Source organism: Bacteroides congonensis (genome assembly GCF_900130125.1).
Taxonomy (GTDB): Bacteria; Bacteroidota; Bacteroidia; order Bacteroidales; family Bacteroidaceae; genus Bacteroides; species Bacteroides congonensis.
On the sequence record NZ_FQXY01000009.1, the window covers coordinates 861795 to 888514 of the forward strand.

Here is a 26720-nt window from a genome sequence, read left to right on the forward strand (position 1 = left end):
CTTTTAAAAGCGTTGGAATATCCAGTATATACGAATAGCTTTTTCTATCATAAATTTGCAGAACTTCTTCAACTTTGTATCTGGATTAACCATGATTGTCATCAGCGACTTTCCATAATCAACCAAAAGGTCAAACTCTTTTCTGCAAACAGCCACAGAAACCGCAGGAAATTGATTCTTTACATCCTTAATTAAGAATAGGGTTTCATCATCAATGTAACCTTTATTCTTAACATTCAGATACAGCTCCTTTGTCAAGAATGGTGAGATGGCAGCATCCTTGAACCAAGTCATATTAAAGAAATGAATAATTTTAGCACGATACAAGTACTTAATACTAAGAAATATTTGACAGTGGTACTGACCATCCAATTCTTTGACAATATACCCTAAATCATGGTCTGTTTTAGCTAAAGCGGGTTGATCGAAATTAACATTTTTACATTTTAAGGATTGCGTCCAATTTTCATTCCACTGTTTATAAAACTTATGTGCGAATTCTGTATCTCTACATAAGATTATGCCCGAATTATAATAATTAGGAGCATTGCTTATATCAGTATCAAAGATTTGTTTCACACGATCTATCAAAGAAATACTCATTGGATTGTTCTTGAGAGATTCATGAAACTCGGGACAAATCAGAACATCCCCCTCAAGTTTATCCACATCACTTAAATCACCAGCTATAACAGTGTCAGTATCAATAAACAAAAAATCTCCTTTCACCCATTGTCTCGCAGTCGTCTTAATATAACGAGACATTTCTCTTTGTGAATATCCCTCGGGGGTTGGTACTACAATAGACTCATCAATCAAATCAAGAAGTTTTGCACGATATCCTATTAGCCCCTCATAAGTGATTTTATCCATCAATAGGACAACCGTAGTTTCTGGATTGTACATTCTCAACGATGTTACCGATACCCATAATTGCTCCATATAGATATCTTTATAGGTGCTTGTGAGAACATATAGTATCTTTACCTCCATTGTAGCTATATTGTTTTTACAATCTATTTCTGTTATTATCTAAGTTGCTGATACAAATTATATTTATTAAAAACAGCAGCAATCTGTTGATCATTTCTATTTTGATCAACATTTACTTTACATAGACCAATATCTTGAACTGACTCATTTATGAGATAATCACATCCATTCTTATTATGTGAATACACCGATACAGCCAAAGTTCCTTTTTTTAATGCCATAGCCTTAAACCAAACATCGTCCGCAAATGGACAAATATCCATAAAAACCTTTTCATTAAATACCTCTACATCCAAAGAATGAGGAGGATAAAGGCTTCCTGCTCCTCCTGTAGGAAAACACAGATTACTTGGCAATTCAAAATACTGCTCCCATCCCCAATCTGAATATGGCATTAGTTTTCCAGACAAATCAACTTTTATCTGGTGAGCTCTATGACAATAGATGTATTGAGGATTATATTTATATGCCACTATTAATTGTTCAAGCACATCGTATTCATACAGTAAATCATCGTCTACTGTAATTATTGCATCATTGGGATATGTATGTAAAGAAGGCACTAGCTTTTTATAAGACCGAATATCCTTGCAGAAGGCTATCTCTAATCCTCGCTTTTTAAGTAGCTCTAAAGAACCTGGGAGCGTAGTATTCTTTAAATCATTTTGTAACCACAATATAATACGATTAGCTTTCATTGTTTGTTCCATTATTGACTCAATGGTAAGTGCCACATCGTAAAGTCTCTTTCCGAACGTTGTAAGCGAAACTATTATATCATGATCCATATACTTTTCATCAGTTATGCCCATTTCTGTTTTAAATAATATATTTTGCTCTAAAATACGCTTGCGTTGCTGAAATTCAATATTGTATATTATCTTTGATGAACGATTGATATTGAAGAATGTATTCTTAAATTTTTCTATTACTCTAAACATTGCTTAACTCCTTAAAGACTTTATTATATTAGTAACACTAAAACGCATAAGACCAAATAACAAAATTGCCATAGAAACCATTGCTATAAGACATTTAATTGCGAATGATAAATATATATTGTCAACAGGAAGAAAAATCTCCTGTAATAATAATAAAGATATCATTATTATTGCTGACAATAGAGGCATTCTAAGCTGAAATACCATACTTTTAAGATTTGATTCAAACACTTTATGATACATCGTATGGTAACTCATAATAAAGTTTATAGTTAAAGAAATCACCCACGACCACGCTACGGCCTCTATTGATGAAAAGCAACTTACTGCTATTATCAAACAAGAAACTGTACTGATTGTATTTCTTATTCCTACAAAGAACATCAAATTGGTTGTATTAGATGCTTGAAAAATAGAACCACTTGTTGACAAAATCATCTGCAAAGGAAGTGACAGGGCTAATATTTTGAAAGCAGGAACAGAAGGATTCCAATTATTACCAAATACAATATTTATTAATTCAAAAGCAGAGAAGTAAAGAAATACGGCTAATGGAAAGCTAATATGACCAATAAATGTTATTAATTTGTTGTATTTTTCGCCCATCTCTCTCTTTTGTTCTTGCAAAGAAGATAATACAGGCTGTAAGACTGGAGAAATAACAGATGTTATTTGCTGTAAAGGCATTAACATTAATCGATAAGATTTGTCATAGTAGCCTAAAGCATTCATATTCAAAGACCGTCCAATAATAAGTTTATCCAAATTACGGGAAAAATAATTTACAACTTCAAATAGAAATTGATATGCAGAATAAGAAAATATTCTTTTCAAAGGCTCTTTATCGAATGTCCAATCTATTGCTCTCGGATAATTATACAAATTAAAAACAAACATCAATAGAAGTGATAACAAAGGTGATATTAACAAGGCATATACCCCCCATCCTGCATAAGCAGCCCATATAGCTAAGGAACATCCCACAATTTGTATCACTAAAGTTCTTATAGCTATCAATTTAAAACGTTGGTTCTTTAACATTAATGCATTAGGCACTAAATTTATTGATGATAGAAATAGATTAAGGGATAGAAGCTGACAAACATAAATCAATTGCACATTATTATAGAATGAAGAAATAAACCAAGAACATGAAAAAAACAACAAAGCAACTATAGTACCTAAGATTATTGTATAGGTAAAAATTGAATCAAGATTCTTAGAAGTCAGGTCTTTACGCTGTATAATTGCTGGGACAATACCCATAGATGTAAATATGGAAAAAAAAGCAATCATTACAGAAGCCAATGAAACAATTCCAAATTCTTCAGGACTAACTAATCTAGCTAACACTGCAGATACAATAAGTGCTACAGCCGTAGATGAATATTTCTCTACAGCAGACCAAAACACACCTGTTACTAATTTAGATTTTAGCGACATATCAAATTTTAGTACAAAATGAGACTCTTTCCATTATAAATGAAATAGTAATACACTTCATGTAATCGTAGGTATCAATACGTTGTTTTACTTCCATTATTGAATAAGAATTTAGAACTGATACACAATCGGATTGGTATTAATAAGCTTACCAATGCCGATAGTGATGCAAGCAAATAATCATCAAAGTCGATAATGGAGAATTGATGTAAACACATCATTACAATTGATGCAGAACCAATGATATTCAATACAACATACAGCGCCTTATAGTTTTGAAGAAACTCTGATATTACGATTACTGCGCCAATACTCAGTAACGACAAGAGAATCAATAGAGCGATACCCATGTTAGTATGTTTCATATCCATTATACCTACCTAGCAAAAAATACAATGCACCACTAGAGCTATAGATAAGACAACAATGGTACGAGTAGAAAACACTGAGCAGTGAAAGATCGACATTGATAGCCTATGAGCATATATATGAAACAACAAGTTGCAAAAGGTTGTTTCATTCGTGAAGTAGTTTGTACAGAAGAGCATTCTACTTTTCTCCTATTCGGGTATAACTAAATCCCATTTCTTCCAACTCCACACGATTCCAGATGTTACGTCCATCTACAACATACTTATCAGTCATTACTTTCTGAATCACCTTCCAAGTGGGTAACCGGAATTGTCTCCATTCAGTCATGAGAAGCAACGCATCCGCACCATCAGCACAATCATAGAGATTTTCGGTATAAGTTACTAGTTCTCCAATACGACGTTTACACTCATTCATTGCAATGGGGTCGAACACTCTCACACTAGCACCATCCTTCAGTAATCTATCAATCACCACCAAAGCAGGAGCTTCACGCATATCATCCGTATCGGGTTTAAAAGCCAAACCTAACAGAGCAATGGTCTTACCTTTTACATCGCCCATCAAACGAATAAGTTTGTCATAAACGATGCTCTTCTGACGATCATTAACTCTCTCTACAGCTTCAATCACCTCCATGTGATAACCGTTGTCAATACCAGTATGTAACAGAGCTTTCACATCTTTCGGGAAACAGCTACCGCCATACCCGCAACCAGCATAAAGAAATTTCTGACCGATACGTACATCTGCCCCTATTCCTTTACGTACATAATCTACGTTGGCACCTACCCGTTCACACAAGTTGGCAATATCGTTCATAAAACTAATACGAGTAGCCAGCATAGCATTAGCAGCATATTTGGTCATTTCTGCACTAGGAATATCCATAAAAATTACACGGAAATTCTGAAGCAAGAAAGGTTGATAGAGCTTGGTCATCACCTCTTCTGCTTTTTTACTTTCAATACCTACAACCACACGATCAGGACTCATAAAGTCTTTGATAGCAGCACCCTCTTTCAGAAACTCTGGGTTACTGGCTACATCAAAGGGTACATCCATTCCACGTTTATCTAACTCTTCCTGAATGACAGCTTTCACTTTTTGAGCAGTGCCAACAGGCACGGTAGATTTAGTTACTAAAATAGTGTATTTGTTGATGTTTTGTCCAAACTGCTTGGCTACAGCAAGTACGTATTTCAAATCGGCACTACCATCTTCATCCGGAGGAGTTCCTACAGCAGAAAAAACAACTTCCACATCATCCAAAATATCAATCAAATTTGTTGTGAAATTCAATCGTCCATACCCCACGTTACGTTTCACCAATTCTTCTAGCCCTGGTTCATAAATGGGCATTTCACCCTTTTTCAGCTTATTAATCTTATTTGCGTCTACATCCACGCAAGTCACTGTAGCACCCATTTCAGCAAAACAGGTACCGGACACCAAGCCCACATAGCCTGTGCCAACAATTGCTATTTTCATATATTGTTATTGATTAAAATCTTGTAATCTCATGCAGAATTGAGTATATATCTCACAGAGGGGGGCAATTAGAAGTATTTACATATACAAAAAGATGTTAGTACCCAATTTTAAACATCTCCCCTTTATACAAGCACTTTTTGCAAGTTGCCGTATTTTAAGCTGTTATATATAAACGTTTGCGTAACTATTGGTATGTTGCTAATCCAATCTTATTTGGTTACAGACTATAAAAATATCTACAACCGTTAAAGATATTAGTAAAAAACTTACCTAAATAATCCCCTATAGTTCTACCTTGCAGCTTCACTGTACAGATTATATGGACAGGAAACTGATATTTCATCCACTTCACCAATACTCGAAATAAAGCATGAAGTACGTTAAGTTGTCAGTGAAGCAACAGCACGTTCTACCACATTGTTATCTACCTAACAACTACCATCTTTAAAATAAGCAAAAATATTGTCCCCCAAAACAAATATCCAGATAATTTAAGGCTGTAAATAGATAAGCTACGACTTTAGAAGGAGACTTGGCTTTCTCTATTTTCAAATGTTGCCTGTAGGCTATCTTGTTTTCAGATACCTTCCAATAAGTACCTCTTTCCTTTACTATTATGCCCCTCATCAATATTAAGGACTGATTTACTTCCAATAGATAGAAAAATGACAAAATGTTATATTCATTTTACTTTATGTTCTCCATAACCATACCCATATCCGTATCGCTTTCCATAACCATAATACTTACCGTATTTACCATAACCATAGTAATAGCCATATTTCTTCTTCTGAAGATCCAAACCATTGATGACAATACAGAGATTAGGCAATTTGTTATTCTCGGCAAGGTCGTTGATCAAAGTAAACTCAGCCTTACGGGTGTAATCAGCACGGCATACATAAACTGATAAGTTCGCTACACGTCCTATGAGCAAAGTATCTGTCACCATACCTACAGGAGCAGTATCCAGTATCACATAGTCAAAATTCTTCTTCAGTGTTTCAACAGCCTTCTCCAATCCATCACGAGCCAATAACTCTGTTGGATTAGGCGGAACTGTTCCACCGGGAAGAATATATAAGTTCTTGTTTATATCAGAAGGCTGTACCAAATCCATCAGATTTATAGCAGGATTAGTCAGAAACTGGGTAATACCATGCTCTTTCTTAGGTATGTTGAAGACCTTGTTCAAGCCCGGCTTACGAATATCAAGTCCAACAATCACAACTTTCTTGCCTAACAAAGAAAGGCTGATAGCCAAATTGGCAGAAACAAAGGACTTACCCTCACCACTAATAGTAGAAGTCACCAGAATTACATTCTTACCATTTTCAAGCATGAACTGAAGATTGGTACGAACATTACGGAAGGTTTCACTCATCAAATTATTCTGATTCTCAAATACAGCAATAGAACCATTTTTCTCATCGGCTAGCGGAACATCACCAATAACAGGAATCGAAGTCAGTTTTTCAACATCAGCACGACCTTCTACCTTGAACTTGGTCAGACCAATCAGATAAATGATACCTACCGGAATACCTATTCCGAATACCAAAGCTGCCAAATAAATAGTCATCCTCTTTGGGGAAATCGGAGCACCGTCCGCCTGTGCCTCGTCAATAATCTTGGCATTATTGGCTATAGCGGCCAGGACAATGGCGTTCTCCTCACGCTTTTGAAGCAGCATCAAGTACAAGCCAGACTTGATCTCCTGTTGGCGGGCAATACTAACAAATTGTCGTTCCTGAGTGGGAGCGTCACTGATACGACGGGAATAACGGCCTGCTTCACGGGCCAAATCAGCCCTAGTGATCTCAAGACCTTTCAGCGTTGCATCCAAGGTGGTTTGTATATTACCACGCATTGCACGGATGCTGGCATTAAGATTTACAATTGCCGGATTGCTTTCCGTTGATGTACGCAACAGACGGTTACGCTCGGACACCATTTCATTATATCGATCAATTGCACTCGCTACACCCGCATCTTGTAAACCGACATTTGAAGGCAAGACTTCATATTCGTTACCCTGCAGATATCTTTGTAAATCCATAACAAGATTAATCTGCGTCTGATTCTCCACACGCTTCTTCTCGTATTCGGCATTACCAGCCAAAGCTATCTGGGCTTCACTGCTCAAATCCGTGATACCAGCGCTACGCTTGAAGTTCTCCAAATCACGCTCCGTACTGCCTAGTTCTTTTGAAATGATACCAATACGCTCGTCAATAAACTCTGCCGTCCTCTGAGCCACCTCATTCTTGTCATTATTGGCATTGATATTATACATTTCAAGCAGCTTATCTATATAGTCCTTACCACGCTGAGTATTAGAATTCTTGAGTGAAACGGTCACTACAGAAGTAGCCTTCGAGGTAGGAATTATTGACAGAGAACCAGCATAACCCTTCGCCACGGAAAAAGGTCTGTTAATATAAGCCGTGATATGACGTTCTTTCGTAACACTCTCCGGATGGATAGGTGATAAGGTATCGTTATTCGTAAAAAAAGCAATTGTACCTTCGTCGGTCGGAAGTACGGCAGGCAATTTCTCAAAACGTTTCCGATACTCCTTTTCTCCCACCCTGATTTGTACATCCATCACACCGGAAGGTTGTAAGGACATACCCACCTTCATTGTCTGCGGAAGTTTGTCTGCTTCCTGTGGAGTCAAGCTTACCAGAACTGGGGAAGTACGATACAATTCCTTTTTGGGAAACCTATCCTCGTCCATATAAGTTACAAATAATCCCAAAGCACTAACCACCTCCCTTGCCAATGTCCTGGAACTCAAAACTTCAATTTCATTCTCTATATTACTCGATGAAGAGACAAATCCGTTCATCCCCATCTTCTCCAGTTCGGAAGACATATTCGCACCGCCTCCTTTCTTCTCATCCTTAATCAAGACAGTGGCAGAAATATTATATACAGGTGTTGTCAGACGTAGATATCCCCATGCAACAGCAACACATACTATCACCGAAACTACGAACCATGGCCAATGAATCAGATAACGGAAAAGGATTTCCTGAATGTTGATCTGTTCTTCGGATTGTGTCCCCGTTCTTTCCTTTCTTTCCTCAATCATACTACAATGCTACTTTTTGAAGATTGTTACTAATATACTTGCCAATGACACTAAAACAGAGGTAGCAGAGAACCAAAGACTTGTACTATTACTGATATCCGAATTGCGTGCCTTCGCCTTATTCGGAGTCACATACACAATATCATTCTGCTGCAACCAATAATAAGGGGAAAGAAGAATTTCGGCCTTATTCAAATCCAATGTTATAATCAACTGCTTACCGTCAGCACCTTCACGAATCAGCTTTACATTGTCACGGATTCCATAAATGGTCATATCACCTGCCATGGCCAAAGCCTCCAACAGGTTCACTTTCTCATTACTGACAGTAAATGTGCCGGGACGAGCGACTTCACCTAACACGGAGATTTTATAATTGACCATACGGGCTGTGACAATCGGAGTTTCTTTAATATAGGGCTTCAGTTTCTCCACTATCATTTGCTCCACCTCCTTTTTGGTCAGCCCACCTACTTTCAATATCCCCAATACAGGGAAATTGATATTACCCTCATTATCCACCAGATAAGTCTGTTGGGAAGATTGGCTCCCCCCCTGTGAGTTCCCGGAAGTCAAACCAACGGAACCAACCACTCCCAGGTTGAAAGGAGCTGCCAATTCAGGGTTCGTACATGACACCATGATAGTAAGCTGATCCTTAGGCATTATCCTGGCATCATACAGAGTTTCCTGTTGGGCAATCTGTCCCACAACTTCAGAGTCCTGTAGATAGGGGACTTTCTTGTATGACTGGCAGGAAGCAAGCAGAAAGAGTATAAACAGGCAGGGAAGTATTCCACCGACTTTTTTCTGCATACTTGCAGCAATGCAAAATGAATTGTTCATAATATATTCTAGTTTATTGTTCTTTATCCAGCACCTCAAACCGCGGAGAATTCTTTGATTTGAATTCAGGAACCACTTTCTTCATCAGTCTGACCGTATCCATGATCTTAACCGCACGGGAAAGTCTCTCAAACTCTGTGTACGTATCAAGGATATCGGCATACTCATACCGACGGACTTTAGCTATCATTATCTTCTTGTTCTCAGTCGGAAGCGTATTTTCCTTATCACTCAATACCTCTTCATAAAGTTTCTCACCAGGGCGCAAACCGGTGAATTCAATCTTGATATCCTCTCCCGGACGATAACCAGCCAGTTCAATCATGCGGGTAGCCAGATCGACAATCTTCACAGCCTTACCCATCTCAAAGACAAAAATCTCATTACCCTCTCCCATCGTAGCGGCTTCCATCACCAAACGGCAAGCCTCAGGAATAGTCATAAAGAAGCGGATGATATCAGGATGAGTAACTGTGACAGGACCGCCATTCTCAATCTGTTCTCTAAAGCGAGGGATAACTGAACCGTTACTGCCCAATACATTACCGAAACGGGTAGTGATGAATTTGGTATGGCCTTTCACTTTTCCCTCACGGATGGCACATCCCAGACTCTGTACATAGATTTCCGCCAGACGTTTGGAACAGCCCATCACATTGGTAGGATTAACTGCTTTATCGGTAGAGACCATGACCATTTTTTCCGCACCATACTCCACCGCCATATCAGCTACCTGACGGGAACCTGTGACATTCACCAGAACAGCTTCGCAGGGATTTTCCTCCATCAAAGGCACATGTTTGTAAGCGGCGGCATGAAAGACAATTTGCGGATGATAGAGATCGAATACCATGCGTACGCGTTCTTTCACACGCACATCGCCAATCACCGGAATAAAATCTATGGCAGGATATTTTTTCTCAAATTCAAGACGGACATTATGTAAAGGAGTCTCGGCAGAGTCAAACATGATGAGTTTCCGAATACCCATCTGTACAAGCTGACGGCAAAGTTCACTACCGATACTACCTGCTGCACCGGTTACCAACACAACTTTGCCCCGGAACTCTTCAGCAACCTGACGAAGATTGATGTTTATTTCAGCACGACCCAGCAAGTCTTCAATCTTAATGGGACGTATCCACTGATGGAAATTACCGTCGGAATCCGCCTCACTGATAGTGGGAGCAATCAGAGTTTTAAGAGCATTGCTTTTACAATATTCCAAAAGACGGTTTTCCTCCAGACGGGTATCCTCATAACGGGCAAAAAGAATACCCTTAATACCACGCTTACGTATTATATAGTCAACATCCGATTCATTTTCAAAATAATAAATAGGAAGATCCGCCAAGTGGCGACGGCTGTTGTTTTTGCCATAGACATAAAAGCCTGCAACCTTATAATGTGCACTGTCACGGAGACGCAACTTCAAGGCCACACTCTCCTCGTCAACACCATAAATAAGGATACGTGTATTCTTCTTATTTACCCAATCCAACAAAAAATCGTAAGTGATGATAAGTGAAACACGAAAGACCGTCAGCGCAGCCAGCGTCAACAAACCGTCAAACAGAAGGTAGGAGACTTTATAATTATCAAGTAGCTGTGTGTCGGATATAATCCAGAAAGAAATCACGGACAAACATCCTATCTTGAATAATACAGCGCACATGATACGCCAAAGCTCGCGTGCCTGAGAAAAACGGATGGTATTGCGATAGGTGTGAAACAATAAGGCTCCGGCAACACTTGCCACCAAAGAAACACCGACAAACTGACAAAGCATCCAGTCGCTCATCGGAACATGCGCCATATAATGAATGACAGCATAAGCGACCAATGAACATAAGACAGATACCACCGTATCAATACCCAAAATGATCCAATAACTCAAATAGTTCTTACGAGCGTATTGAGCTATACCCCTTAATGTTTTTTCCATTATAGTATAAACGAATAAATTATATTTCAAATTGACTGATTTGATCGATAATTATCACCTTCTGATAGTTACGCACACTTCTACACTGCATCTTTCAAAAGATACAATTTATCAATACTTTCATGGATTTTTATTTATTCGAGAGGTCACCGGTATATGTATCTGATTTTTCATCACCGATGTCTGATAGACTGTCTGCTAGATTTCGCAAACTTTCATTACATTCTTGTAGTAGAATCCCCATACCCCCATAAAATAAACAGATGATTAATCGTGTAATTCCCCTTTTTCTGATACCGGCTCAACACATCCAACCGGTATATCCACGCATGCACACCCTAACATTGTCAATCGGACAGCAACCTTTGATTTCCCATTCACATTTACCAGTTCCCCTTCCAGTCCTGCTAATGGTCCTTTGATAACCCGTATCTTCTCTCCCGGTGCCAATGGCGATGTACTCATACTAATCGTCTCATCCGAATAATCGAGCATAAATTTGAATCGCAACATTTGCTGGTCAGGAATGATAGCCGGCGTACTCTCCCCACGTAGTACCATATAACGGCTGATTGCGGATAAGGTTAAAACTTCTTTTTGTTCATGTACATCAACGTGAACGAAAATCATCATCGGAATTAATACCCGATCAACAACTTTACGGCGATCGCTCCATTGATGTACTTCCTGTTGAATCGGAAGGAAGTTTTCAATCCCCATTTTTGTGAGACGCTCACTCGTTTTTTTCTCGTGACAGATGCGCACAATTGCCACTAACCAACGTTTAGAGTGCGCTACGCCGCTGCCAATCACATTTGTTGGCAGAGTTTTTCGGTCGTCATTTTTGTTAATGATCATGTATTTTAGCCTTCATTTCTCCGTTACTTCTTCGGTAACGGAATGAATTTGGTTGCAAATATAGGCAAAATTATAAATAGTAAACAAGAAAAAACGTTTTCTTTTTACTCACAAATCCAAATATGTAGTTAAATTACTTTTCTACACAACGAACAAAGCAGGCATCCATACCTCCGCTTGTGCCCCAACTACCCATAGGATAAAAATCAAATGTAAAATAATTGAAGTCCCAGCCTACATTGCTTTCTGTTGTACCATTTATTTTATTCTGCCCGGTCTTGTCATACCAGTATATCGCACCCGGACGCATATAAATGTCATAAAACAATGGACAGTCATTGACACCATTAGGATAAAGGGCACTTGCATCATTTGAGCTAAAGTACGTATTCCTACTTGCAGCATATCTTAAAATTCCGACATGTATTTTAGATTCACCTCGAGAATCTTTTCGATGCCCATAACCGGAAGCACCTATCGGAAAGAAAAGATTTTTTCCTGTTTGTTCGTTATAGACAAAACATCCTCTCATTCCACGTGCCTTTGAGGTTGTGTAATCGTAACCGTACACATCATTAAGGTCATCTGCAACTTCTTTCGCTCCATCTCCATATAGCACTCCGTATCCCTGTTTTATAATATCACTATCAAACAATGCCTGATAATCTGAGGCACCAGCAACCCTCCAACCGGTTTTAGGCTCTGTAAAATCTGCGTTTTTGGCTATATCACTCCACTTCTTCTTTTCACCACTTCCGGCTATTGTAAAAAAGCCATCTGCCGGATATGAGTTGTTAAAATCTTCCGGTAGTACATTCACCCAATATTCCTTGGGATTCTTATTATTCAGCGCATCAATAGGATAATCCCAATTACCACGCCCGAACAGAGAGCCTTCGTCCAGCGGAGATTCAGCTTCTTCCGTTTTTGTCCTCATGTTCTTGGTGTGCCATCTCGTTCCGCCTGCTATCAGGTCGTCCGGACTGTCACCCTGCCGTACAAATATCAGATGATAACAAGTATAGTTGTGATATTCGACCCTTATAATAGCATAACGGGAAGTATTGGCATCACACGTTCCGTCAAAATTGACATTAAAATCAATCTCGGAACCTGTTTTTCCATATACGGTATCTTTTATACATTCGGACATTCCACTGCCTTTGTCAAGGTTGACAACTTGCCCTGCACTACCATCGCTGTTACAATACCTTACAACATATGCTTTCCACGGTCCTTCTGACACAAATGTCTCAAATTTGGTTGCATTCTCCTTTGGTAAACGTTTCAGCACCACATGAAACGGATCACTCTTTCCGCTACTACGAAATATGCCTTTGGGATTGACAATACGACGTACTTGATAAATGGTTACCATATTTTCAAACGTTTTTTCCAGACCTTTCAGCTTGGTCGTAATCTTGACTTCCGCCTTCCGATGGTATGCGACATAAGGATTGTTACCCGTATAAGCCGTTTCTTTTATCAATTGCTTGGCACGTGTATACATAGGTATAAAGACATTGTATGTATTCGCTTCGGTAGGATGTTGCTCCACACGGTATGTGTCTTTCGAATCGGAACCAGTTGTGATATGTTCGCCTACACTCATATCCGTATATGTACGCTCTCCTCTTTTAGGAGCTTTCTCATAATGGTCCTTATTAGAATCTACAGTTACCGAAGGGGTTGTTTTAGGAATAACCAGATCAACAGTCTTATGTAATGAAAGAAAACCATTCCACTGATTCTCATTCGGCTTGTCCATTTTAGAATAATATATCGAGTCATTGGCATTATACGGAGCCCAGCGATTATCCATAATTTCCGCCTTTATGTATTCAATTTCAAGCCCACCTGTATTTACTTTAATTGGATACATCATTGAGTGATTATACAAGTATGATATGAAATAGGGTTCCGGAGTAACAACACCCGGTTCCGGCTCCACATACTCGATATGCCAGTCTACATCGTTGGCAAAATTCTTGAATCCGAGTGTCAGTTTGTAATGGCAGTTACGCTTGGCATTATAATCTTTGAAAATATCCTGCCCAAGCATGAACCGGTACTTGATAGGACCGTTTCCAATTCTTTCTGAATTGATGGAGACGTAATAAGCGTCTACTTCTACATATGTGCCATATGGTTTGTCATCCTTAAGCTTATAGCCGGGGGCTCCCGGCATCCCCGGAGCGTCAAGCCCGTCTTTTCCATCAGCATCCTGCCGCTTGTCCTTACCTTCCCCCTGTATATTCTCATAAAAGTATACAGCAACAGAGTCTTCATGATGCGAACCATAATGGGGATTTCCCCGCGTGATACGCGGGCCATTATATTCGTGGTCGTAATCCGTAGGCAAGTCTCCTTTATAGTATTTTATTTCTTCACCGTCCAACAAGGTTTTGCTCAGTCCGTATCCTTCCGCACCTACATTATTATCTTCGCCCAGATAACATTGTGACGGAATATCTTTTATCCGTACCGATTTAAGGTATACAAAAACACCTTCTTTCAGGCGACTGCCGTCATAAGCGATCGTAAGTTTCGAAGCAGCCCGGCGCATCCACGAATGCAGGTAGATGCTCGGTCTGTTGATGGTAAGAGGTTCGTTTTCCGGCTGATCTTTCTTGGTCGACGTGAAATATCCAAGCATCTGACTGTTCTTGCCGACTTCACCGGAAGCATTATGCCAGGTAAGCGGTATACGCTTTAACCCCTCTTTGGTCTTGATATAATCGGAATACTTGATAAGAAGATCGGGGATATTGGCAACAGCATAAATATAGTATCTGCCAAAAGGTATTTCTTTCAATTTGAAAGTGGCACGTGGAGTCCGTGTTTCTGCTGATACATTGTTATCTGCATCTGTATCCACACGTTTCTCATCAGTGATTTCATAGTCTAGAATCTGACGGCTTTGATTCTCCACTAGGTTTCCACTTTCATCATACAACAAGACATGGAGCGTCTCTATTTCCTTAATCGCATCTCCCGCCGCTCTTGTGCTTTGCGTAAGCCCTGAAGCCATAGGACGGAAATCCACGGTAGCAGACACTGTGCTTTTACCCTCCCCGACGGATTCCGGTCTTTCAAACCAGTCGTCCACACAACTTGCCACACTGAAGACAAGTACCAACAGAGATGTATATACTATATCGCGTCTCATCATCTTATCGTATTATCATTCTTTTTTTATTTGTTTTTGCCATCTCATTTATAATCCGAAATCCGGTTTAAGGATAACTTCACTATAAGGTATCACATCTACTTTTACCCCTTCCTCCCAAAATGTGACGTCAACCAGTATGTGTGTGTTGCGGAAAAGGGCTCTCAGATTAGGGAAAGACCGGGTAAACGATACTTTTTTCTCCTCTGAGGTTCCGGCTTCCCCTTCAGGAGTTTTTTCCGTCAGATGAAGGGTCATCGTATAGGCTTGCTCTCCATATTCTTGTGCTCCATCTTTGAGATTCTTACTTTCCGGAAGATAAAACACTGGGAATATTTTTTCACCGGGAGTGGGAGCTTCATTCACGTGATATGTGAGACCGGGAACCAGAGTCGGGGAACGAACGACAACTTCCTCGTGAATCTGTGCGGAAGGAATATCGTAATCCTGTATCCACCCTCTCCTATCCGCCAACGTCACATCCTCCGGATGATTTTGCGACTCATCCGCCACTTTTTTCAGCCAGTCGATCCAAAAGAACGGCTCACCCTCAAAAAACATCTCATTTTCCTTTTTATGAGGTATCAGATACGTTTTCCCGACTATTCCGGAAATACCGATTGCATCCACACTGACAGCATTTTCACGTTCGTTCGTGAGACGGAAAGTAAATTTGGTAGCGGCACGAACCAAATAGAACTGCCGCTCTACCAAACTCTCCGCATTGACCGGGACATCATACACCGAGCTCATAGGAATGGGGTTCTTATAATCGGGGGTGAAATACAATTCGTCCACAATGCTCCGGAATGTATTATCGCCTGCTGTCAATGTTTCCAATTTTCCGTGAAGCTCGGAAGATACGCTTTCTTCGTTAGCTATCAGGTATATTTTCTTTGTTTCATTCCGTGTCACCTTTAGTATCCTGAAACATTCGGTTTGAGGGGAGTTACCAAAATCGACATGAACGTTATGCTCCACACTGCCGTCCGCATGAAGGACAATAATGCGTAACGTGTACATATATTCGACAGGGCTATCCGCAGGGATATCGGCCGCACGGGTTTTGTCAAGAAGAGCGGTATGCAGGATGAGCGTAGCGGTGGGATCGTCCGGCTGTACTTCGTCCGTATAGCCACTTGTTCCGCTGCTACATGCTGTCAACAACAATGCCCAACTGACAAATGCCGCCATCCATACCATATGTCGCAGCATTTTTTTCACTCTATATCTACATTAGAACGTACCACTTTCCACGAAAGGATTTGTATCACTGTACTCACCCATTTATTGTCTTCATCAAGGAAGAATGTCATATTATATTCATCTGCCCGATCGAGAAATTCCTGTTCGGACATACTCCTGTTACATTCGCCTCTTACCAACAAAGCGTAGTCAATGACCGGAATGGAAACAACTAGCTTTCCCTCAGTAGTGCGAATTGTCAACATCGGACGTGGATACTGGCTCCAGTCCCTCTTCACCAGCCTGCTTACCGTAAGTTCTGCTACGGCAGCTTTGACTGTTGTTATAACACGTTTCCCGGCTCCGGGCATTACATCCGCACCGGCTTTTGTCGGTATATCAACACCTGCTTCACCCGAATAGGTGGACCAGGCACGATAGGTAATCGGCTCGTCATTGATCAATGAATTATCATGTGCCATCCAACCGTTCCGGTCTTCGATGCTAAAGACAAAGTCGTCAGCGTTTATATCTTCTCCGGAAAGGTGCTGAAGTACCACGCGAAATATATTCGTATCTTTCGTCAGCGGCATGACATATGTATACTCACCCCCGTCATCATTTACAGGCAGACTGACATCGAGAGTGCCATGAAATAACGGATGCAAGTCTTGCTTGGAACAAGTGATACGTTTTTGCGCACCTGTGGCTACATCTGTCTCCATATCATATTGCCGTTTCAACTTGCAGTGCAAATCTTCCAGGTGGCACCCATGCGACACATCGGGCAAAGTGAAGGATTCTTCATTGTCAAGTCCACACCACGCAACAAGATGATAGTCACCCGGAGCAAGGTCGATAGGCATGACATATTCTTCTGATGCAAGAACACTGCCTTGTTCGGCAGACTGCCATACCAACTCACCGTCCGGGGTGAACGCGTAAAGTCTGACGGACTTTACTTCGTGAGCAAAGGCGTCGGCAAATTTCAGGTTCATGTCATAACGGAATTTCAGTCGGTAGCGCACGGAGCAGTCACCTTCGTCGTTATAAATCATACCGTCACACGACACGAACAGGAAGGCACTCACTATGATTGCCAATACTGTTATTCCCAAATATTTGATATAAGACAGTGTATTCATTATCATCTATCATTTCTTAATTAATGATTATATATAGTCTGCGGAACGAAACCGCAGTGGAAATTTCTGATTAAGTGGAAACCCGGAATCTTCTTCGGGATTTCAAAACGGCATCTCTCTTTGCGCCGATACCTAAACGCTTTCTTTACATTAAAAAGATGGCGGAATGCTTTCTCGACGGGAAGCGCCCCGCCATCAGGATTACTTAGTGGTTGTTTTTATGATTCTGTTTGCTATGAATAATCACCATTCTAAATCAACATTCTGTTTTACAACTCTCCATGAGAGAATATTTATTCGTGCAGCAAGATAAGTCTCGTCTTCTTTTGGATGTTGCGGAACAAGAACTTCGTCAGGATCAAGAACCGGAGTACCCAAACCATAAACTGAATTAATAGCAATCTCGTAGATATGGTTACGAACTACTCCATATTGACCGTTAGTACCGGTTTTATCATTTTGATTTAAGTGCTGAATATTGGTATAATAATAGGTTTGTCCAGACTGCCATACTTTTGCTCCTGGTGCAGTAGCCAAGATTTCATTAACTTTTGCAAAATCATATTTTGTTTTGTGATCCCCACCGTTACGGAAATCAAATCCATGAGAACTCTCTTTCAATTTTAAGTAACTTAAATAACGTTTACTGTCTTCACTTTCATCATCAGCCTCGCCTGCAGCCTCACCTGATACTAATTCGACATCATCTGCTCCAATCTTTCTATAAGACAGATCTTCTCCTTCATCATTCGTAGTTGCAATATAAATTTGTGTATCGACAGTTCCCAACATTGCATTCAGCACTCCTTCTTTAGTATAGTCTTTGCCTACCCATTTAGCCAGGTCTACCGGTCTCGCCTCTTTCGTAGTTTCATCAACTGTTACCAACACGGCAGCAATAACAGCCTGAGTATAGTTACTCACCGCTTGTTCCGGATCATATATAAACTTTGTACCATCTGCATTATCTGCCGCATTTTCCTGACAATAAAGTTCACTTCCATCATAAGAAGGACTGGAAGTTGTCACCCCAGCAGTACCAATTTGCGCAGTTATATCCTTATATGTCTTATTATACTGAAGCTTGAAACCTTGATCGGAAGTAGGATTCAATGCCCAATAAGAACGATGGTAAATCGGATGATTCCATGCCCAATTTGGAGTAAACGTCCAATCAGAATTTACTTGTTTGAAAAGATATGAGACATTAGCAGTACCAGTCACTTCCCAGCCTGTAAAAATTACGTAGACATCTTTTTCATCATTTCCTTCAACAACAGTAACATCTTTTCCATCCGCTCCTTTTGCTGTCTTCAATTTCACTGCAGTATATTTCTTACCATTGTATGACACGTCCTCTATTTTTGTCATTTCGTTACTCCATTCGGTATGTAACCTCACCTTAGCCAGAACACGCTCTACATAGACATCTACCGGATTCTCCTTTGCCTCTGTCTCAGACTTTTTGAGTGCGCTACCTGGTATCTCTACCTCACAAAAAAAATCGTCACTCTCTGAACCAAAAACAGAACTTGTCATCAAGAAACCATTGGTTGTAGAACTGTAATCCGCCACTTTATCACGAAGCGCAGAAAGAGACAAACTTTCACTACCTAAATTCAAACCTTCATGATTAATTAAAGCAACCATTGATTTCAAATTATCCGCATTATCCCCTTCCTTAGTACTGATAACAATTACTGCTTCCAACTTTTCCTCAATGTTAGGCATATCCTTGCCTTCAGAATTCAAAGTACAATCAAAAAAGTTAGTACCATCATGTTTTACAGGACAAGCATTCTTGTTTGCATCAAAGAAATAGAATCGTACTTTGTTCACTGCGTTTTCCGCATCCAATCCTTCTTCGTATGTACTATCACCTTCACCAAGAGTCTGATTATGGTCAGCACGCGTTCTAGTAACAGCAGTCGTGTTCGCAATCTGGACGGACAGGAAACGATCCTGACCGTTCATCTCCAAGCTGTCGGTTTCGGGCGTAATTTCATCGCTGGAACAAGCACTAAATGCCATTACTCCAAGCAAGCCCCAAAATAAATTTGATAACTTCATAAAATTAAATGTTAATGGATTAATAAATTATTTTTAGCTTTCTCTATTTTATCTATTTCAATAAGGATTATCTCAGCCTGCTCTACCCCCATCGCTTTCGCATCATTCAAGAGTCTTCGCGCACTATCATAATCCTCAACAAAAAAGGCGTATACCCCACGGGCGTATACAGCCTGCGGTGAATTTCCCGATTTTGAAAGATAACGTTTTGCGCTTTCAAGCTCCTTACGCTGCATTGCAGAATTCGCCGCATTCAAGTTGGCTGTCTCGTCATCAGGATACATTCTCACAGCCGTCTCAAACACATCGTTGAACTCAACGCTTCCCGGTTCGTATGTCCGTGCCACAAGATAGAACTCATTGAGGCTGAGTTTCTGAGGCTGCGTCTGCATGATACGTTTTATCTCTTCCACATCGCTAAAGCTGCGGATAACGTAGTCTATACGATAATCGGTATGACGTAAGGCCGGATAACAGTTCTGCAACAAGAAGCGGTATTCTTCCGGATAAGTCCGTTTTATCTTCGCTTCTTTAGCATCCGGTTCCAGATTGCTGTCAATCATATTCAATATTTCTGTGCGGTGTGCCAGATTGGTCTTCTCAACATAACGGCGCAACCCGGCCCAATCTTCCGGCTCATAGTCCGTAACTATAACACTATCCTTAAAATGATATAGCTGATTGATATAATGTTTCAATGCTGCCGTACGGCCTATAGCCAAATCCCGGTTATGAGAATACGGACTTTCGGGTGACGCATATCCCTTGAGCCACACCGAAGTAATAGTAATATCCTTGTCGTTCCGTACAGAATCGATAGAAGCTTGGATTTTACCCAATTCATGTGTATTCTGACGATATTCGGGATAAATAACCGTCTTATCGACCGGAAAATCAATGAAAGCCGAACCGGAAAGTGAGCGGCTTTTGACCGCTTCTGCCTGAGGGTAAACATAAAGCAATTGCGGAGACAACGGGATCACTTCCATATATCCTCCTAATGGCTCGACATATTCCGCCAATAGTGTGTTGCAACAGCCGTAATCACTGCGATATAACTCCAATACGGCCCCGTTCATCCATCCATAGTAAGGCATAATGGCATGATATGCCACATCTGAGGGTTTTGAACGCGCCTTAAATGACATCTCTTTTGCACCGGACAACATGCTTTCTCCATTACGCACATAGTAATAATAGCGTTGACGCCCATAAATTCCTATCGACGGAAGTTCAAGCGTGTCTGTTGCGCACACAAAACGGGGAGTAAGTAATACAGCCCTGTTTACGTCCACATCCAAAGGAGACAAACCCATGCTCATGTCAACCACTATGTATTCACCGTTCCGTTCAATCCTGAGACTATCGGTTGTCACTCCGACAGTTTGCTGGGCATTCAGCATACAGCATGTTCCCAGCCATGCTGTTATAATAAGAATCATTTGTTTCATAACTAAACGCTTTTTTAGAATAAATAGACTAGATTTACTGCTGCCTTAGTTGGGCCGAAATAGTTATGTGGTCTGTTTTCACCGACTTTCTTTCCACATCCGGCACACCTGAAACGGTCATAACGGATATAGGAATAACCGACACCTATTTCAGCCTCGATATTCCAATGCCGTCCCAATATCCAGGCATAGCCATAAGCAACGCCCGCACCAACAAACCATCCTTGATACCGGGTATCTTTAAGACTTGAGAAATCCGTACCCAATAAACTGAAATCAGTGTCAATGCCACCTATATTATATTGGCCGCCATGCAGATGAGCTCCGACGAAATGTCCTGCAAAGCGATCGCAGAACCAATAACGGGCCTCAGGTTGCACCGCCCAATGCTTCCACCGGCGATCATGCGACAATGTCCATGCATTGACCTCTCCGGAGATGTCAAGCGTCCAGCGAGGTGCCAGTCCAACCTCCAAACCGGTATTTATATTCAAAAAAACATCGGATAAAATATTGGTCTTGATTGCCACATTCTGTGCACAGACCGGATGAGTCACAATATTCATGACTATTATCAGAAGAAAAATCCCTAGCTTCATCATTTGTGTGTATTCTTATGCTAAACATTTGTTGTCATTTCCCTTGGAATATCATCCAAACAAGTAGCAATAAACAGATTAACATTTCACTGATAATCCAAGAATATAACTTGTATTTTAGTTTCCCTTGTAAATATGTTTATGCCCCAATTATATTCGTTTGATAGCTTAATCCGATACTTCTCTTATCAAGAAAAGTACCGCTAACATTTATATCTGATATTTACACATTTGTGCTGTACGGACATTCCACTCCGCTTAACATTTGACAAAAAATGCTAATATTTTTTGTTGTGAATCAAAAAAGTTTATTGAATATAATAGTGTATACCTTATTTTTTGTAATTTTGCATCATCTAATACTTTTCTTGATAAGAAAAGTACCGGGTTAACAACGTGTTTTCATACTTTTTATATTATTATAAAGAATTGATAATAAGACTATTAGCCTTATCAACAGCAGAAGTATCCAATGAAGCAAGATAAATCTTCGTAGTATTCTCAGAATCGTGTCCCATAGCTTCACAAATCACAGAAATAGAGATATTTTTACTTTTGGCTATACTTGCCCAAGCGTGACGGGCGACATATGTTGTCAGCGTAACATTCAAGTTCAAAAGTTTTCCAATCATTTTTAATTTCCTGTTTATCAAGTGTGCCGCATTTTGATATTGGCGTCTCTCGTTTTTATTGATGTCCTTTATTATCGGCAGCAGATAAGGCGTATCTGCCGTATCATACTTATTGATAATTTCCTGCATAGGTTTTTCCCATTTGATAAAAAGCTGCTGGTTCGTTTTGTGACGCCGATAAGACAAGATACCGTTCCGGATATCTTTCTTTTTGAGAAATGCCATATCTACGAATGACATCCCGCGGGTATAAAACGAAAACATAAAGATGTCCCGGGCATAATCCATCGACGGGGAGAATCTCAATTCCATATCCCTTATCTGACGGATGACTTTCATGGGTACAGCACGCTTCATGGTCTTGTCAATTCCAGTATACACATGCTTAAAGGGATTGCGCTGTACAGTTAACTCTTTGTCTACAGCACGGTTATATATTGCCCGCAAATTTCTCATATAATACGAAGAACTATTGGGGCATACTCCGGCAGATTTCAAGTAGGTCTCATACTCAACCATAAGAACCGAATCGATTCCTTCAATAAGTATATCTCCACGATTTCCCATGAAACGTTCGAAACTGTTCAGAGTTGCTGCATAAGTTTCAGCAGTACGTTCTTTACCAATCTGCTTTAACTGCGCAACAAGCTCTCGCCCAAACGAAAGAAAACCACCAACAGAAGGAGACTGATAAGCCCTCACTACATCTCCTGACGTAAAGGAATTTGTAGACCGCTCGAGACTCAGGACTATTTCCCGAAGTCGGGATTGATCTTCCAAAATACATTTTCTCAATGTGGTTAGATAATGTGCACGCATTGCGTCGTCAGCAGGAATGACGATTAACGACAATCTCTTGTCCCATTCTGAGGAGAAAAGCTTGTAGCCGGTGCTTATTTGCCTCACGACCCGGTCATGGGTCACCTGATAAAACAAAGTCCCCTCTTTATCAAAAACCGAGGAAGGACGAAACTTAACTTTTACTGTTGCCATATAAGTTATATTTTGAATTAAATAATTATTGATATAACAAATATGGGAATAAAAAAAAGAGACTGAATAACTTTTTATTGTTAAACAGCCTCTTACTATTTCTTTTTTAGAGTTAACTTGGAGTCTCTACCTACCATTTATAGTTAATACCAAAACTAAGCAGTTCTTTCAACTGGAAAAAGCTGTCGCCTTCAGTCGGTTTAGAACTGTCGTCAAAACGGGTATGCACGTAAAGTTTGGTAGAGAGATAGCGGTTCAGGACGAAATTGAAGGTATTTTCCCATTCTACACGCGCCCAATGGTAGTTGGTCAAGTAGTTGAGACGGGATTCCAATGTTACGGCAGAGATAATAGTCCAGTTGAATGTCGATTGTAATTGGGAACCGAAGTCATTCTTGGAACATTTGCCTTTGTCCAGACCGAATTTGGTTTCGTCTACTTCCGAGCTGCCGATATAACGCAAGTTATAGGTCAACGGTGCCATAAAGACGGAAAGATTGAATTTCTTCTTACTCAGTTTATAGTCCATACCGACACTGACTGCCAAATCTGCCGGAGACATGAAAGCTGAAACCAGATCTTCACTGTTCGCCTTGTAGCCGTTGAAGAACTGGGTCTTGAATTCGGAAGAAATGGTATAGTACCAGTTTTTGAGGGCCCGCAAACCTAATTTGTTATACAGGCGGAGCTGGTCGGTATTAAACAGGTATTTGTGATATTCGTCAGACGGGGTGGAAGTCATACCTACCTTAGCTTCGAGTTGATTCTCGAACAGGATTCTTTCATTGTCGTTGTAGTTGGCAAAAATTTGGAAAGTCGCCAAACCGGAGAAGTTGCTTTCACCACCCTTGTACCAGTTGTCCGAAAGGTGGTTCTGGCTGATTTGCAGCGATCCGTTACCACCGGTCACCCACCAGTTGGGACGGCTGATCTTTATATCGGCCTTACCTACATTATTATCCATGTTCTCCGGTTGGAACAGGTGGACAACACTGGCTTTCGGGGATATTTTCGGTTTCACGTCGCGACGGAAAACATCACGGCTCATGATGCGGTCTTCCGTAGTGACTACCAGTTGTGGTTTTTGCAGATAAAGATCCATCAATGCCTTATTGACCAAAGTATTGGCACGTCGGGTCTTGGAGAATGCCAGCGTGTCATAAGGAAGAAGCTCCGTTGGCAGTTGCGGAGTGGTATCCGGCTGCACAGGCTTCCATTCCAGTTTTGAATATTGTTCCATCGGGGCATAATAATATGCCAGCGGAGTAAACAGACGGAAATAGTCAGGATCGGACGGAATATAACGCGCAGGTACGGACAGGTCATTCAGATAATCCAGTTGGGCGATATACTTATTATATAAATAAGAGACTGTATCCAGTTTCGGAGTCGGGCCTGACATGTTGAGCTTGAGCATCAAATATTTCTGAAGTTCCGCTGAAAGCGTATCTGCTTTCACAACTTTGGCTTTTGCCACTACTGTTGAAGGCTTGGTCGTTTTCGGGGATTTGGTCGCCTTGGCAGGTTTGAGAGTTTCGGGAGCAGGCTGCAAAGAATCAACCGGAATCACGGAATCAACGGCTGATTCCTGAACAGGCTCCTGTGCATAAAGTGATAACGTTAATAAGGACAGGATAAAAGCTGAACATAAAGTAGTAATTCTCATCATATTTGTCTATGGTTTAGGGTGCAAAGCTACATTATTTTGTTCAGAAATCATAGGAAACTTTTAAAATTGCATTTTTTAATAAATTTGTAGAGACGAAAGACAGCATTCTTCCTCTTTTTTTTATAATTTTGCGCTTTTTAAGTTCGTAAGAATACTACTAAGTAAACAATTTTTAAAACAGTTATAGCTGTGGGAGAAACAAAGTATATTTTCGTCACCGGTGGTGTTGCCTCTTCATTAGGAAAAGGTATCATCTCATCATCCATCGGTAAGTTGCTACAAGCAAGAGGTTATAATGTAACCATCCAAAAGTTTGACCCGTACATCAACATCGACCCGGGAACATTGAATCCATATGAGCACGGAGAGTGCTATGTTACCGTAGACGGACACGAAGCCGACCTCGACCTGGGACACTATGAGCGTTTCCTGGGCATTCAAACGACAAAGGCGAACAACATTACTACGGGACGTATCTACAAGAGCGTTATCGATAAGGAGCGCCGTGGAGATTATCTGGGTAAGACAATCCAGGTGATTCCTCATATCACGGATGAAATCAAACGGAATGTGAAGCTGCTCGGAAACAAGTATAAATTCGATTTTGTAATCACAGAAATCGGTGGTACGGTCGGCGACATCGAGTCACTTCCCTACCTCGAAAGTATCCGTCAGTTGAAATGGGAACTTGGCAAAAATGCTCTTTGTGTGCACTTGACTTATGTTCCTTATCTTGCCGCTGCCGGAGAACTGAAAACGAAACCGACACAACATTCGGTGAAGGAACTTCAGAGTGTAGGTATTCAGCCGGATGTACTGGTACTCCGTGCCGAACATCCGCTAAGCGACGGATTGCGCAAAAAGGTGGCACAATTTTGTAATGTGGACGATAAAGCCGTAGTGCAGTCTATCGACGCGGAAACAATCTACGAAGTACCTATCCTGATGCAGGCACAAGGACTGGACAGCACCATTCTTGAAAAGATGGGACTGCCGGTAGGAGAAACTCCGGGACTCGGCCCATGGCGCAAATTCCTGGAACGCCGTCACGCTGCTGAAACAAAAGAGCCGGTTAATATTGCGCTAGTCGGGAAATATGACTTGCAGGATGCGTATAAATCTATCCGTGAAGCTTTGTCACAGGCCGGTACTTACAATGACCGCAAGGTGGAAGTGCATTTCGTAAACAGTGAAAAGCTGACAGACGAGAATGTAGATGAAGCGTTGAAAGGTATGGCCGGTGTCATGATCGGCCCGGGATTCGGTCAGCGTGGTATTGACGGCAAGTTTGTTGCTATCAAATATACGCGTACACATGATATTCCGACTTTCGGTATTTGCTTGGGTATGCAATGTATCGCCATCGAATTTGCACGCAACGTACTGGGTTATGCCGATGCCAACTCACGCGAGATGGATGAAAAGACTCCGCACAACGTGATCGACATCATGGAAGAACAAAAGGCAATCACCAATATGGGTGGTACGATGCGTCTGGGCGCTTACGAATGCGTATTGAATAAAGACTCCAAGACCTATCAGGCTTACGGACAGGAACACATTCAGGAACGTCACCGTCACCGTTATGAGTTCAACAATGACTACAAAGAACAATACGAAGCTGCCGGCATGAAATGTGTAGGTATCAACCCAGAGTCGGATTTGGTGGAAATTGTGGAAATCCCGGCATTGAAGTGGTTCGTTGGTACGCAGTTCCATCCGGAATACGGTAGTACGGTATTGAACCCGCATCCGTTGTTCGTAGCGTTTGTGAAAGCTGCTATCGAAAACGAAAAGTAAATTAGTAATTTGTAATTA

Annotated in this window: 17 protein-coding genes; 1 reads left to right on the forward strand and 16 read right to left on the reverse strand. The window is 40.8% G+C overall.

The window, feature by feature from the left end; translation table 11 throughout:
- Positions 1-3 precede the first annotated feature (3 nt).
- From BQ7997_RS10265 to BQ7997_RS10345, 16 genes are all read right to left on the reverse strand, one after another.
- Positions 4-942 carry a hypothetical protein gene (locus tag BQ7997_RS10265; RefSeq protein ID WP_139260895.1) on the reverse strand — a complete coding sequence of 313 codons (939 nt, stop codon included), beginning with the start codon at positions 940-942 and terminating at the stop codon, positions 4-6.
- Between the two features lie 86 nt (positions 943-1028).
- Positions 1029-1934 carry a hypothetical protein gene (locus BQ7997_RS10270; RefSeq protein WP_073346003.1) on the reverse strand — a complete coding sequence of 302 codons (906 nt, stop codon included), beginning with the start codon at positions 1932-1934 and terminating at the stop codon, positions 1029-1031.
- A 3-nt stretch (positions 1935-1937) separates the two neighbouring features.
- Positions 1938-3377, reverse strand: coding sequence for a lipopolysaccharide biosynthesis protein (locus BQ7997_RS10275; protein ID WP_073346005.1), 1440 nt, complete (start codon positions 3375-3377; stop codon positions 1938-1940).
- A 549-nt stretch (positions 3378-3926) separates the two neighbouring features.
- Positions 3927-5240, reverse strand: coding sequence for a UDP-glucose dehydrogenase family protein (locus BQ7997_RS10285; protein ID WP_073346009.1), 1314 nt, complete (start codon positions 5238-5240; stop codon positions 3927-3929).
- Positions 5241-5925: 685 nt separating this feature from the next.
- Entirely contained in the window at positions 5926-8340 is a 2415-nt protein-coding gene (locus BQ7997_RS10290; RefSeq protein ID WP_073346012.1) for a GumC family protein, read from the reverse strand.
- A 9-nt stretch (positions 8341-8349) separates the two neighbouring features.
- Positions 8350-9186, reverse strand: a complete 837-nt coding sequence (locus BQ7997_RS10295) for a polysaccharide biosynthesis/export family protein (RefSeq protein WP_073346015.1) — start codon at positions 9184-9186, stop codon at positions 8350-8352.
- Positions 9187-9199: 13 nt separating this feature from the next.
- Positions 9200-11131 carry a polysaccharide biosynthesis protein gene (locus BQ7997_RS10300; RefSeq protein WP_073346017.1) on the reverse strand — a complete coding sequence of 644 codons (1932 nt, stop codon included), beginning with the start codon at positions 11129-11131 and terminating at the stop codon, positions 9200-9202.
- A gap of 267 nt (positions 11132-11398) precedes the next feature.
- Positions 11399-11989: a UpxY family transcription antiterminator gene (locus tag BQ7997_RS10305; protein WP_073346020.1), complete on the reverse strand. Its 591-nt coding sequence runs from the start codon at positions 11987-11989 to the stop codon at positions 11399-11401.
- A 133-nt stretch (positions 11990-12122) separates the two neighbouring features.
- Positions 12123-15161 (reverse strand): DUF4906 domain-containing protein, encoded by a 3039-nt coding sequence (locus tag BQ7997_RS10310; protein ID WP_073346023.1) that lies wholly within the window; start codon positions 15159-15161, stop codon positions 12123-12125.
- Between the two features lie 45 nt (positions 15162-15206).
- Complete coding sequence (locus BQ7997_RS10315) at positions 15207-16373, reverse strand: hypothetical protein (protein ID WP_235817278.1); 1167 nt, start codon at positions 16371-16373, stop codon at positions 15207-15209.
- A 5-nt stretch (positions 16374-16378) separates the two neighbouring features.
- Positions 16379-17488, reverse strand: coding sequence for a FimB/Mfa2 family fimbrial subunit (locus BQ7997_RS10320; RefSeq protein ID WP_073346534.1), 1110 nt, complete (start codon positions 17486-17488; stop codon positions 16379-16381).
- 243 nt (positions 17489-17731) lie between these two features.
- Entirely contained in the window at positions 17732-19558 is a 1827-nt protein-coding gene (locus BQ7997_RS10325) for an Mfa1 family fimbria major subunit (protein ID WP_073346028.1), read from the reverse strand.
- Between the two features lie 11 nt (positions 19559-19569).
- Complete coding sequence (locus BQ7997_RS10330; RefSeq protein WP_073346030.1) at positions 19570-21009, reverse strand: DUF3868 domain-containing protein; 1440 nt, start codon at positions 21007-21009, stop codon at positions 19570-19572.
- A 14-nt stretch (positions 21010-21023) separates the two neighbouring features.
- Positions 21024-21608: a DUF3575 domain-containing protein gene (locus BQ7997_RS10335; protein WP_073346536.1), complete on the reverse strand. Its 585-nt coding sequence runs from the start codon at positions 21606-21608 to the stop codon at positions 21024-21026.
- A gap of 419 nt (positions 21609-22027) precedes the next feature.
- Positions 22028-23233, reverse strand: a complete 1206-nt coding sequence (locus tag BQ7997_RS10340) for a tyrosine-type recombinase/integrase (RefSeq protein WP_073346031.1) — start codon at positions 23231-23233, stop codon at positions 22028-22030.
- A gap of 130 nt (positions 23234-23363) precedes the next feature.
- A complete protein-coding gene (locus BQ7997_RS10345; protein ID WP_044656379.1) occupies positions 23364-24902 on the reverse strand; it encodes a DUF3078 domain-containing protein in 1539 nt (512 codons plus the stop codon).
- 189 nt (positions 24903-25091) lie between these two features.
- Between BQ7997_RS10345 and BQ7997_RS10350 the strand changes: the two genes are divergently transcribed.
- On the forward strand, positions 25092-26702 hold the full coding sequence (locus BQ7997_RS10350; RefSeq protein ID WP_022139290.1) for a CTP synthase: 1611 nt from the start codon (positions 25092-25094) through the stop codon (positions 26700-26702).
- Positions 26703-26720: the final 18 nt, after the last annotated feature.

Bases quoted from the DNA above. Each gene is read 5' to 3' on its own strand.
- BQ7997_RS10310 (WP_073346023.1), bottom strand. From the start codon at position 15,161: ATGATGAGACGCGATATAGTATATACATCTCTGTTGGTACTTGTCTTC.
- BQ7997_RS10265 (WP_139260895.1), bottom strand. From the start codon at position 942: ATGGAGCAATTATGGGTATCGGTAACATCGTTGAGAATGTACAATCCA.
- BQ7997_RS10275 (WP_073346005.1), bottom strand. From the start codon at position 3,377: ATGTCGCTAAAATCTAAATTAGTAACAGGTGTGTTTTGGTCTGCTGTA.
- BQ7997_RS10345 (WP_044656379.1), bottom strand. From the start codon at position 24,902: ATGATGAGAATTACTACTTTATGTTCAGCTTTTATCCTGTCCTTATTA.
- BQ7997_RS10295 (WP_073346015.1), bottom strand. From the start codon at position 9,186: ATGAACAATTCATTTTGCATTGCTGCAAGTATGCAGAAAAAAGTCGGT.
- BQ7997_RS10305 (WP_073346020.1), bottom strand. From the start codon at position 11,989: ATGATCATTAACAAAAATGACGACCGAAAAACTCTGCCAACAAATGTG.
- BQ7997_RS10330 (WP_073346030.1), bottom strand. From the start codon at position 21,009: ATGAAACAAATGATTCTTATTATAACAGCATGGCTGGGAACATGCTGT.
- BQ7997_RS10315 (WP_235817278.1), bottom strand. From the start codon at position 16,373: ATGCTGCGACATATGGTATGGATGGCGGCATTTGTCAGTTGGGCATTG.
- BQ7997_RS10270 (WP_073346003.1), bottom strand. From the start codon at position 1,934: ATGTTTAGAGTAATAGAAAAATTTAAGAATACATTCTTCAATATCAAT.
- BQ7997_RS10300 (WP_073346017.1), bottom strand. From the start codon at position 11,131: ATGGAAAAAACATTAAGGGGTATAGCTCAATACGCTCGTAAGAACTAT.
- BQ7997_RS10285 (WP_073346009.1), bottom strand. From the start codon at position 5,240: ATGAAAATAGCAATTGTTGGCACAGGCTATGTGGGCTTGGTGTCCGGT.
- BQ7997_RS10325 (WP_073346028.1), bottom strand. From the start codon at position 19,558: ATGAAGTTATCAAATTTATTTTGGGGCTTGCTTGGAGTAATGGCATTT.
- BQ7997_RS10340 (WP_073346031.1), bottom strand. From the start codon at position 23,233: ATGGCAACAGTAAAAGTTAAGTTTCGTCCTTCCTCGGTTTTTGATAAA.
- BQ7997_RS10335 (WP_073346536.1), bottom strand. From the start codon at position 21,608: ATGAAGCTAGGGATTTTTCTTCTGATAATAGTCATGAATATTGTGACT.
- BQ7997_RS10320 (WP_073346534.1), bottom strand. From the start codon at position 17,488: ATGAATACACTGTCTTATATCAAATATTTGGGAATAACAGTATTGGCA.
- BQ7997_RS10290 (WP_073346012.1), bottom strand. From the start codon at position 8,340: ATGATTGAGGAAAGAAAGGAAAGAACGGGGACACAATCCGAAGAACAG.